This window comes from Streptomyces sp. MBT53 (genome assembly GCF_016654115.1).
Taxonomy (GTDB): domain Bacteria; phylum Actinomycetota; class Actinomycetes; order Streptomycetales; family Streptomycetaceae; genus Streptomyces.
The window spans coordinates 1-11,164 of record NZ_JAEQAZ010000243.1 but is presented as its reverse complement, the minus strand read 5'-3'; the positions used below and the strand labels follow the sequence as shown (position 1 = coordinate 11,164).

The window sequence follows — 11,164 nt, the reverse complement described above, 5'->3', positions numbered from 1 at the left end:
CCGGTCGAACCAGAGGGTGAGGGTGTCGAGGTCGGTGCAGGACGTGACGCGTTCCCGGGTGTCCTCGGAGACAAGGATTCCGCGCTTGTCCAGGAGGCGCAGGATCAGCGCGGCCTCGCCCGCGGCTTTGCCTTCGGCCTGACCTTCCGCCTTGCCTTCCGCCTTGCCTTCGGCCTGACCTTCGAGATAGGCCCGCTCCATGAGATGGCCACGGCCGGGGAAGTAGTTGACGAAACCCATGATGCTCCTCCATTTGTCTCCGGCGGGGGTGTCCCCCAGAGTGACGTCGAGAAATTGGTAGATGTAGTCGGAGGCGTCGGAGTCCATGCCACCGAGGGCCTGGTCCAGTGCGTCCAGTATGGCGTCGCATTCGGGGTTGTTGGCGTGTGTCAGGGCGGAGAACGCGGCCATCGCGGGATTCTTCGCCGCGCTCCGCACGTCCGTGATCATCGGGAGGTTGTCCGGCCCGACGACGAGGGGACACGTGCGCTGGACCGTCCAGCCGCGCGTACCGCAGTCGAAGGGACCGGCCGCCCACTTGGCCGTGGCCCGGTCGCGGCAGACCACGAGCAGCAGCACCGGCAGCTTGTACTTCGACTGGAGATACGCGACGTAGTACGCCCAGCTCTGCTCCTTCCTGTCGTCCCGCCGCTCCTGCGCCTCGACGGCGAGCAGGAAATCCTCACCGTCCGATGGGCAGATCCGCAGTGCCGTATCGATGTGGCGGGCCATCGGCCGCGTCTCCGTCGCGTCGGCGGTGATCGCGTACACCGCCGCCTTCTCGGATAACTCGATGCCCAGCACCGTGAAGACGGGCGCGAGGATCTCGGGCCGCTCCTGGAAGATCCGGTGCATGCCCTCGTGAGCTGATGTGACCATGTGCGCAACCTAGATGGATCAAGGACCGGACCGTCCGGACGATTCGGAGACGTTCACTCTTTCGAGGGGCGAAGGAACGTTCAGGCCGCGCCGCCCAGTTCGCACCACACGTATTTGCCCTGGCGGCCGCCCCTGAACAGCGGCTGCCACCCCCACTGCTTCGCACAGGCGGCGACGAGGGCGAGCCCGCGCCCGTCCTCCAGATCGCCGATCGCGGTCAACTCACGTGGGAGTTCCGGGAGTTCGGGGTTCGCGTCCCAAGCACCGATGCGGAGGGTGTCCGGCGCCCAGGACACACGCAGCGCGGCGGGACCGTCCGTATGCCGTACGGCGTTGCCCACCAGCTCCGTTGCCAGGAGCTCGGCGGTGTCGACCATGCCGATCAGCCCGTGCATCGTCAGGACCAGACGGAGCGTACGACGGCAGACCGTGACGGAGCGGGGGTCGTTGGGGATGTGGAGGGAGTACTCCCAGGGGGTGGGGCCTTCGGTTTTTGGGCATGCGTGAACTCCGGGCGTTTGGTGGGGAGTTGATGTCCGGGGACGGTGGCAGTGCCGCAGCCGTCCTGGCAGGACGGAGCGGTGCGCTTCCGGTGCCCCGGGGTTCCGCAGAGTGTGCGGTGCATCACTGACGGTAGAGGAGAAATTTCTCCTAGCGCAAGCTGTTCGCGTACGCTGACATCCGAACGAGGTCCCCAACAGGGGGTGTAATCACTGCCGTTGAAGGGACGATCGGGATGGCGCCGAGGAACCAGCCGACAGCTCGTCAGGTACGGCTCGGGGTCGAGCTGCGCAAGTTGCGAGACCTAGCGGGCATGTCAGCCCGGGAGGCGGCGGGACTGCTCACGTCGACCTCGGCCCAGATGAGTCAGATCGAGGCAGGGCTCTCAGGCGTCAGTGAGGAGCGGGTGCGGCGGCTCGGGGCGCTCTACGCCTGTGCGGATGAGGAGTTGATCGACGCGCTCGTGGCCATGGCGACCGACCGTACGCGTGGCTGGTGGGAGGAGTACCGCGGAGTCCTGCCTCCCGGCTTCCTGGACCTGTCGGAACTGGAGCATCACGCGAGGTATCTGCGAGTGGTCTCCACGGCACATGTGCCTGGTCTGTTGCAGACCGAGGAGTACGCCCGGGCCCTGCTCGGCGCGGGCAATCCGCACGCCCCCACCGAGGCCACGGAACGCCGGGTCGCCCTGCGCATGCGCCGCCAGGAACTGCTGACCCGCGAGGCGCCGCCCCGGGTGTGGGTCGTGATGGACGAGACGGTGCTGCGGTGGCCGGTCGGGGGTGCCGCGGTGATGCGCGCCCAGATCGACCACCTGATCGAGGTCAACCGGCTGCCCCACGTGACGCTGCAGATCATGCCGTTCGCCAACGGCCCGCACCCGGCCATGCGGGCCGGGGCGTTCCACCTCTTCCGGTTCCGGGCCCCCGAACTGCCCGACGTCGTCTATCTCAACGGCCTGGTGGGCGCTGTCTACCTGGACAAGAGCGACGACGTCGTGGTGTACCGCGAGGCCCTCGACCGGTTGGGCGCCCAGGCGGCGCCCGCCCGCAAGACCGAGGCCCTCCTCGGTGCGATTCGCAAGGAGCTCTGACGTGCACCACCCCATACGCAACGGCATACCGTCCCGGAACCTGGGCGCACGCGGCTGGACCAAGCCGTGGAGCGACGACGCAGGGGGCGCCTGCGTGGAAGTGAAGAAGCTCGCCGACGGACGCGTCGCCGTGCGGCAGTCGACCGACCCCGACGGCCCGGCGCTGGTCTTCACACCCCGCGAGATGACGACCTTCGTGGCGGGCGTGAAAGCGGGGGATGCCGACTTCCTCCTCTGAACTCCCCTTGTTTTACTGAGCGTTGATCCCGAAACTCCACGACTCGCATGGGAGACACGGCGTTGCCCGACAACGGATGGCCGGCCGACCGCATCGACACCGAGCACGCGCACTCCGCGCGGATCTACGACTACATCATGGGCGGGAAGGACTACTACCCCGCCGACAAGGAGGCGGGCGACGCCATGTCCCGGGAGTGGCCCGCGCTCCCGATCCACATGCGCGCCAACCGGGACTGGATGAACCGGGCCGTGCGCTGGCTCGCCGAGGAGGCGGGCGTACGCCAGTTCCTTGACGTCGGCACCGGCATCCCCACCTCCCCGAACCTGCACGAGATCGCCCAGCAGGTGGCCCCCGAGTCACGGGTGGTCTACGTCGACAACGACCCCATCGTCCTCACCCTGTCCCAGGGTCTGCTCTCCAGCACGGCCGAGGGCAGGACGTCGTACATCGAGGCCGACTTCCGTGACCCGGCCACGATCCTCGACGCGCCGGAGCTGCGCGAGACCCTGGACCTCTCCCGGCCGGTGGCGCTGACGGTGATCGCCATCGTGCACTTCATGCTCGACGCGGACGACGCGGTGGGCGTCGTACGGCGCCTGCTGGAACCCCTCCCCTCGGGCAGCTACCTCGCGATGTCGATCGGCACCGCCGAGTTCGCCCCGCAGGAGGTGGGCCGCGTCGCCCGCGAGTACGCGGCCCGCGACATGCCGATGCGACTGCGCACCATCGACGAGGCCCACGAGTTCTTCGAGGGTCTTGAGCTGGTCGAACCCGGCATCGTCCAGGTCCACAAGTGGCACCCGGACGGCACGGGCGAGCAGGACATCCGCGACGAGGACATCGCGATGTACGGGGCGGTCGCGCGCAAGCCGTGACCTTCGCGGTGCCGGGGCCGGCCGCACGGCCGTTCCCGGCGCACCGGCCCCGACTGCACGGCCCCTGACCGAGATCCCGCGCGTCGACGCCGATCCCGGTGAACCCTGCTTCCTTCGGGGCCGTCGTCCGGATCTGTTCCTCAGCCAGTCATACAGGCCTGTTTCTCAGCCCGTCGGTCCGCCGACCGGGATGCCGAGTCGGTCGGCGACGGCCGTCAGGGCCGTTCCCAGCGGCAGCGCGATCCGGGTGCGGGCGTGCGGGTCGCCCCGGGTGGGGTCCCGGTTGACGATCAGCACCGGCTTGCCCTCCTGCGACGCCTGACGGACGAACCGCAGTCCGGACATCACCGTCAGGGACGAGCCGAGGACCAGCAGCGCGGTCGACTCGCGGACCAGCCGCCTGCAGTGCTCGACGCGCTGCGGCGGGACCGACTCGCCGAAGAACACCACGTCCGGCTTGAGGACGCCCCCGCAGTCGGCGCACGGCACGACGTGGAAGTCCCCGACCTGAGCGTCGGTGAGGTCCGCGTCACCGTCCGGATTGATCCCGGCGGCGACCGGGTCGTAGCCCGGGTTCTCGGCCTCCAGGCGCCGGGCGAGTTCGCGGCGCGGGCTGACGGCACGGCAGGAGAGGCACACGACCCGGTCCAGGCCGCCGTGGAGTTCCACGACGTCCTCGCTGCCGGCGGCCTGGTGCAGACCGTCGACGTTCTGGGTGATCACGCCCGAGACACGGGCGTCCCGGGCGAAGGCGGCCACCGCCAGGTGTCCCGCGTTCGGACGGGCCCGCCCGAAAGTGCGCCAGCCGAGGTGGCTGCGCGCCCAGTACCGGCGCCGCGCCTGCACGCTGCCGGTGAAGTCCTGGTAGGTCATCGGGGTGTGCCGGCTCAGACTCCCGCCCTCGCCCCGGTAGTCGGGGATGCCCGACTCCGTGGAGATGCCCGCCCCGCTGAGCACCAGCACACCGCCGGCACCGAGCGCATCGACGACCGGCTCCAGGTCGGTGGTGCCCGGCAGCAGGTCCGCCGCCGCCGCGGGGGTCCAGCTCAGGGTGGGGCGCATGCGCATGCCGCAAGGGTACGGAATCGGCGGCGGCTCCCGGCGGGCACAGACGGTTGCCGGGAAACGGTGCGCCATCCGCGACTGGCAAACCGGCGCCCGGTGCACCGGGGCGGGCGCATGGGCGCGCGGGCACCCGCCGCGGTGAGCGCGAGCGCCGTTGCGGGGCGGCCGGCCGCGGAAAGCATGTCCTCAGTCCTGCGAGTGAGGAGACATGTGATGTCCAGCGAGTTCCAGCGGACCAAGCTCCGGGCCATGTTCGAGGCGTTCGACGCGGACGGCAACGGCTATCTGGAGGAGGCGGACTTCGTGGCCCTGGCGGACCGCTGGGGCCGGCTGCCGCGCGTGCGAGAGGGATCGGAACTGGCCGCGCGCGTGGACGGCGTGCTGAAGGGCTGGTGGCAGCAGCTGGCGGAGAGCGTGGACACGGACCGGGACGGCCGGATCGACCTGGACGACCTCCTCGCCATGGTGGACCTGCTGCCGACCATCCCCGAGGCCGTCACCGCCACCGCCGACACCATCTTCGACGCGGTCGACGAGAACGCCGACGGACGCATCTCGCGCGGCGAGCACCAGCGTCTCGTCGACACCTGGCACGGACGGCCCGTGGAGACCGGCGGCGCCTTCGACCGGCTCGACCACGACGCCGACGGCTACCTCAGCCGCCCCGAGTTCGCCGCGCTGTGGACCCAGTTCTGGACCAGCGACGACCCCGCCGAACCCGGCAACCTGATGTGCGGCCCGATCGGCGCCGGGTGAGAACCCCCTACATCACCGCGAGGCACATCACTCACCATTTACCAATATTCACGGCACTTTCCCGCAATTCCCCTACGGTCAGGCACCGAAAGAGCTGAGCAGAGGGCCCGCATCTCAGGGACGCCTCTGCGGCATCTCGTAGTGACTCTGGTCTGGGGGCGGCGTGAAGACATCGCGTCAGGTGTACGACTCCGAAGCGGCGGACGTGGCGGAAGCGGCCCGGGGAATGCTCGATCGGGCCGCCGACGTGGCACCGGAACGGGTCGCCGCCGAACGCCGGGCGTTCGACATGCTGTGCGCGGCCTACTTCAGTGATCCGCAGCAGGCGCTGGCGCCCGGCACCGAGGCGCGCGGAAGCGGACCTCTCGGGTTCGGCGGGCCGGACGCGGAGCAGCTGCTGACCCCTGTGTTCCTGGCCGCGGCATCCGCTGTGGGGGCGTATCTGGGCGACAAGGCGGTCGGCGCGTCACGGGATCTGATCCGCAGGATGTTCGCCCGCCCGACCGCCGACGGCTCTACGGAGGAGGGAGCGCGGGATGCCGGTTCGGCGGGAGAACCGACCGAGGCGGTACGGCTGGATCCCGAGCAGTGGCGCGAGGTACGGCGGATCGTGCTGCGCACGCTGGTTCGCCACGGTGGCATGCCGCAGGACAGAGCGGAGCTCATGGCCGCGGCGGTGGTGGGTGACGGGCTGGCCGGGGAGCCGCCGCAGTGACCGAACATGCAGGGGTCTTCGAAGGCATGGCTCCCCGCGCGGTCCCGACCCGTCCCGCCACGGTGCCGGAGCGGTTGCTGCGGGCCAGAACGGACCTGCGGTTCGCGGTCCTGGTGGGCGCGGTGCTGGCGTCCAGTGTCGTGGCGTTCAGCGTGGTGTGCGCCGCGCTGCCGTCCTCCGAGCGCCTTTCCCGGGACCGGGTCGGCCCCTACCTGGCCCGGATCGATCCGGCGACCGCCTGGATCGCGGAGCAGAGCGACCGCCTGAACGCACACATCACGATGGCCAACGCGTGCGAGCGACCGTACTTCCTGCACGAGGCCGGGTACATCGCGATCGGGCTCATGGTCGAAGCGGCCGTCGCCGTCCTTCTGTACGCGCTCCACCCCTGGTGGCCGCGGCTCGAAGGGCGGCCGGCCGGGAGTGTCCGTCTGCCGCGATGGTCCAGGAAGGTCCGGCTGACCGGCGACGAGAACGCCGACGTACTGGAGGAACTGAACTCCCTGGCCCGCACGAGCGGGCTGTCCCGGCCTCCCCTCTGGCTGGTCGATCCCTACGCGACCACGACGGGCGGCCGGGCGTACGGTCTGCCCGGACGTCCCCGGATCTGTCTCGACGTAGGACTGCTGGTCCGCTACGACCTGGACCGGGACGGCTTCCTCGCCGTCGTCGGACACGAACTGGCCCACCATCGCCATCGCGATGTCGGCCGCACCTATCTGACGGTCGCGCTCTGGTGGTCCTTCGTCGCGACGGCGCTCATACCCTGCGTGCTGCTGTCCGTGCATCCCCACGCGCTGCTGGAGGCCGGAGGCTCGGGCGGCGCGGAGAAACTGACGTACCGCCTGGTCGCCCTCGCGGCATTGAGTGTCACCGCCTACCTGGCCAGGAACATGATCCTGCGCGCACGGGAACTGCACGCCGACGCGGTCGCCCACTCCTGGGACTTCACCCGGGGCTCCCTCCCCCGGATGGTCACCGGCCTGCCCTGGCCGCCGTGTCCGCGTGCGATGTGGCGGTGGGTGCCGACCGGATGGTCGCGCTGGGCAGCGCGCGCCGGCACCCATCCCAGTCCCGGTCAACGCGTGGCGGCAATGCTCGATCCCGTACGACTGCTGCGCACCGGTGCCTGGGAGATGGCCGGAATCGGACTCCTGGCCGGCCTGGCCCTCCACAATCTCGCCCTGCTGACGGGGAACGTCACGGGGCGCTTCGTCACGGTGGGCCTGACGCTGCTCGCGCTGCCCGCCGGTGTCGTCGTCACGTCGACACTGGCCTCGGCACTGGTCGCAACGGCGGGCCGCCGCACGCCGGTTGACGCGGAGGAGGTCCGTTCCCGTTGGGACGTCGTCGTCCTGCCGGCCGCGCTCACGGGCGGCATGGTGTGCAGCGGGAAGATCTCGCTGGGAACGGCCGACCTGACGGCGGTCGAGCCGACCCCCGGCCAGTACGCGCTGCTCGGTCTCGTCCAGCTGGCGATCCTGCTCCCGCTCGCCCTGTGGACGCGGTCCGTGCACCGCCGTGTCTCCCCGGAGGAGTCGGGCGTGCCACGCGGGCTGCGGCCACGCGCGATCGTCGCCACCGCCGGAGCCGTCTGGGGACCGCTGCTGGCCCTGTGGGACAGCCGCCGGCTGTCCCCGGCCGACCTCACGGGAACGCCCCTGCACGCGGTACCGGCCGTGGGCCGGACGATCGGCTGGTACACCGCTCTCACCGGCGACCTGGCCGACGCCTACTTCTACGTCCCGCTCGTCTTCATCCGTGCCACCCCCTTCCTGCCCGTAGGACTCGTCCTCGTCTGGGCGGTCCCGCTGCTACTGGCCCGCCGAGGGCGCGGGTCCTTGGCCGCGGCCGAAGACATCGGCAGAGCTCTGACGGTCGGCGCGGTCGCGGGCCTCGGGGCGGTCGCGGCCGGAATCGCCCTACCCTTCGCCGCCCGGGGCGCGCTGCCGCCCGAGGTCCGCCGGGTCGCCGACCCGTCGGCCGTCCTCGGGACGACCCTGCCGTTCTCCGTCGTACACGCGAGCACGTACCTGGCGGTCGCCGCCCTGCTCCAGGCGGCAGCGGCGGCGGGGACCGCTCTCGTCCGCCGCGGGCCGCGCCCCGTGCTGGTCCCGCTGGCCGTGACCGTGACCGCGGTCCTGAGCACTGTGGGCCTCTACGTCAGCCGGGGGACATCCCGTTGCGTCGCCGTCACCGGCGTCCCTCCGGACGACTGCGACGCGAGGGCGTTCCTGCCCGACGCCGACGCGGCCTTCCATCTGCACGAAGTCGTCGCCTGGGGAGTGGTCGCCGCGGTACCCGCCGGAGTGCTCGGCGCCGCGGTCGCGGCACTGTCCGGACACGTCCGACGGCCGTCGGACGGTGGGACGGACACGGCACGCGGGAACGCCCGCCGCGCGACGCTCATCTTGCCGATGCTCGGACTCCTGGCGGCGCTTCCGCTCGCGGGCGCGGCTGCGGGGATCCCGCAGGACTACCTCATCTGGCGACCCGCCGCCCCCGCGGTAGTCGCGCAGCCCCCGACCGACCGCCAGGACACCTCAGGCTCATCAGTCCGGAACGACCCCTGCCTCCTCGGAAGCTGGCGTGCGTTTCCGGCCAGGCAACGTCTGCGCATCGACGGGAGCGACGTGTGGCTGACCGGCGAGGGCGGCACGTGGACGTTCCGGCCCGACGGCACCCTGATCGTCGACCACGGCAAGGGCGTCTCGGAGACTTCAACTCTCCACGGCCGCCCCGTGGTGCTGCGAACAAGCGGCAGCGTCACCACCCGGTACCGCACGGCCAACGGCAGGATCGGCTACTACGGTTCGGCCGTACGCCACCCCGGCGAACTCAGCCTCCGCGTGGGCGAAACCTACCTCGTCCACGAAAAACGCACCGCGTCCTTCTCCCCCGACCGCTACCGCTGCGCAGGCAAGGCCGTTCATCTGACGCCGGCATCTCGAACGACCGACTTCCCCTACGAGGTGACACTCACCCGGCTGCCCTCGAAAACGCCGCCGCCACCAACTGCCCCCCGACCGTCTCCAACGGGCTCAAGCTGATCTTGTGTCCACGGAGACACACAGGTTCACGCGATACGAGGGTCCGCTACGGCATCCGGCCCGTGCCGCGGCGCCCCGCGCATCTCCCGTGTGCCGTGACGCTCCCCGCGGATAGGGTGGACGGTGATCGACAGGACGGGCTGGGTGAGGGCGGCGGACGGCGTGGGTGGTGCCGAGGAGCGCAGGAGCACGGGCACCGGGCGCCCGACATCACGGGACGTCGCCCGGCTCGCCGGTGTGTCCCACACCGCGGTGTCCTTCGTGTTCAACGGCCGGGCCGAGGGCAACCTCTCCCCCGCCACCCAGGAACGCATCCGGCAGGCCGCGGCCCAACTGGACTACCGCCCCGACCCGGTGGCCCGCGGTCTGCGCCGCCGCCGTACGGCCGTGATCGGGCTGGTCACCGACGAGATCGCGTCCTCGCCGTTCGCCGGCCGGCTGCTGCGCGGCGCCATGGAGACCGCCTGGGACAGCGACCATCTCGTCCTCACCGTCGATTCCGGCGGTGACCCGGCCAAGGAGGACGCGGCCGTCGCGGAACTGCTCGACCGGCGCGTGGACGGCATCATCTACGCCGCCATGTCACTGCGCCGGGTCCGTGTCCCCGAGGGCCTGCACCGCACCCACTCCGTGTTGGCCAACTGCCTGCCCGAGGACGACTCCCTGCCCGCCGTGGTCCCCGCCGAGCGCGCCGGCGGCCGTACCGCGGCCCGGCTGCTGCTCGATGCGGGCCACCGCCGGCTCGCCCTGATCGGCGGTCTGGACGACATCGCCTCGGTGGAACGCACCCGCGGCTTCCGCGACGCGCTGCGCGCGGAGGGCCTCACCCTGCCCAAGGAATGGATCGTGCGCGGCGGAGGGGAGATCTCCGCGGGATACGCGGGTGCGCTACGGCTGCTCGACGGGGTCGAGCCAGGCCACCGCCCCACCGGCGTCCTCTGCTACAACGACCGGGTCGCGGCGGGCGTCCTGCACGCCGCGACCCGGCTCGGTATCGACGTACCCGCCGACCTGTCGGTGGTCGGCTACGACGACCAGGAGCACATGGCAGCGTTCCTCACCCCACCACTCACCTCGGTCGCCCTGCCGCACCGAGCGATGGGCGAGGCGGCGACCCGCCTGCTCCTGGACGCGATCGAAGCCGGCCGCACGCCGCCGCCGACCGTCCGGCGACTGTCGTGTCCTGTGGCCAGCCGAGCTTCCGTGGGTCCGGCGCCTTCTCGGTGACCTGGGTACCTGACCCGTACCAGGCGTGACCCGTGGTCAGTCGCGCCTGCCACTCGGTGACGCGGATGCCTGAGCCGTGCCAGGCGTGACCTGCGGCCAGCCGGACCTGCGGGAGTCCGGCGCCCATCCGGTGGCCGGGGTGCCTGGCGTGATCTGTGACCAGCCGGACCTCCGCAGGCCCGACGCCCACCCGGAGACCCAGGTGCCCGACCCGTGCCAGGCGTGGCCTGCCGCCGGACCTCTGTGGATCCGGCGGCCATCCGGAGACCCGGGTGCCTGGCCCGTGCCTGACATAGCCTGCGGTCAGCCGAACCTCCGTGAGTCCAGCGCCCATCCGGAGACTCCAGTGCCAGACCCGTGCCAGGTGTGACCTGAAGCCAGCCGGACCTCAGCAGGTCCCGCGCCCATCCGGTGACCCAGGTGCCTGGCCTGGCCCGTGGTCAGTCGCGCCTGCGTGGGTTTCGCGCCCTCCCTCCCAGTGACGCGGGGGCCTGGCCTGCCCGGTGGTCAGCCGGGCCGCCGTGGGTCCCGTGCCGACCCGGTGAGCCGGGCACCCTCCGCGCGTGTGACCTGCCCCGTAGTCAGCCACGCCTCTCTGGGTTCCGGCGCCCACCCGTGACCCGCGCACCCGGCCCATGCCTGCCCCGGGCCATGGTCAACCGCGCCTCCATAGGTCCGGCGCCCATCCGTGACCAGGGCCCCGCCCCGCGGCCGCCCCGGCCCACGGTCAGCCGCGCCTCCCTGGGTCGGGCGCCCACCCCG

Annotated in this window: 10 protein-coding genes; 7 read left to right on the top strand and 3 right to left on the bottom strand. The window is 71.4% G+C overall.

The window, feature by feature from the left end:
- Nucleotides 1-879 (bottom strand): hypothetical protein (locus JHN45_RS45810; RefSeq protein WP_236584826.1); only part of this gene is annotated, 879 nt, incomplete at its 3' end.
- A gap of 80 nt (nucleotides 880-959) precedes the next feature.
- Nucleotides 960-1,334 (bottom strand): ATP-binding protein, encoded by a 375-nt coding sequence (locus JHN45_RS45805; protein ID WP_201055343.1) that lies wholly within the window; start codon nucleotides 1,332-1,334, stop codon nucleotides 960-962.
- Nucleotides 1,335-1,615: 281 nt separating this feature from the next.
- Here JHN45_RS45805 and JHN45_RS45800 point away from each other — a divergent pair, with 281 nt between their 5' ends.
- From JHN45_RS45800 to JHN45_RS45790, 3 genes are all read left to right on the top strand, one after another.
- Nucleotides 1,616-2,473, top strand: coding sequence for a helix-turn-helix transcriptional regulator (locus JHN45_RS45800; protein ID WP_201055341.1), 858 nt, complete (start codon nucleotides 1,616-1,618; stop codon nucleotides 2,471-2,473).
- A 1-nt stretch (nucleotide 2,474) separates the two neighbouring features.
- Complete coding sequence (locus tag JHN45_RS45795) at nucleotides 2,475-2,711, top strand: DUF397 domain-containing protein (RefSeq protein ID WP_200716690.1); 237 nt, start codon at nucleotides 2,475-2,477, stop codon at nucleotides 2,709-2,711.
- A gap of 62 nt (nucleotides 2,712-2,773) precedes the next feature.
- Nucleotides 2,774-3,589, top strand: coding sequence for an SAM-dependent methyltransferase (locus JHN45_RS45790; protein ID WP_200716689.1), 816 nt, complete (start codon nucleotides 2,774-2,776; stop codon nucleotides 3,587-3,589).
- A gap of 165 nt (nucleotides 3,590-3,754) precedes the next feature.
- Here JHN45_RS45790 and JHN45_RS45785 read toward each other — a convergent pair whose 3' ends face one another.
- Entirely contained in the window at nucleotides 3,755-4,657 is a 903-nt protein-coding gene (locus tag JHN45_RS45785) for an NAD-dependent protein deacetylase (protein WP_201055340.1), read from the bottom strand.
- 210 nt (nucleotides 4,658-4,867) lie between these two features.
- Between JHN45_RS45785 and JHN45_RS45780 the strand changes: the two genes are divergently transcribed.
- The 4 genes from JHN45_RS45780 (at nucleotide 4,868) to JHN45_RS45765 (ending at nucleotide 10,402) form a co-directional block, all read left to right on the top strand.
- Nucleotides 4,868-5,410 (top strand): EF-hand domain-containing protein, encoded by a 543-nt coding sequence (locus JHN45_RS45780; RefSeq protein ID WP_200716687.1) that lies wholly within the window; start codon nucleotides 4,868-4,870, stop codon nucleotides 5,408-5,410.
- Between the two features lie 163 nt (nucleotides 5,411-5,573).
- Nucleotides 5,574-6,125 carry a hypothetical protein gene (locus tag JHN45_RS45775; protein WP_201055339.1) on the top strand — a complete coding sequence of 184 codons (552 nt, stop codon included), beginning with the start codon at nucleotides 5,574-5,576 and terminating at the stop codon, nucleotides 6,123-6,125.
- The gene (locus tag JHN45_RS45770; protein ID WP_201055338.1) at nucleotides 6,122-9,175 is read left to right on the top strand and encodes a M48 family metalloprotease; all 3,054 of its coding nucleotides are present in this window, start codon (nucleotides 6,122-6,124) and stop codon (nucleotides 9,173-9,175) included. Before JHN45_RS45775 ends, JHN45_RS45770 begins: the two co-directional genes overlap by 4 nt.
- Nucleotides 9,176-9,337: 162 nt before the next feature.
- Nucleotides 9,338-10,402, top strand: coding sequence for a LacI family DNA-binding transcriptional regulator (locus tag JHN45_RS45765; protein ID WP_201055342.1), 1,065 nt, complete (start codon nucleotides 9,338-9,340; stop codon nucleotides 10,400-10,402).
- Nucleotides 10,403-11,164: the final 762 nt, after the last annotated feature.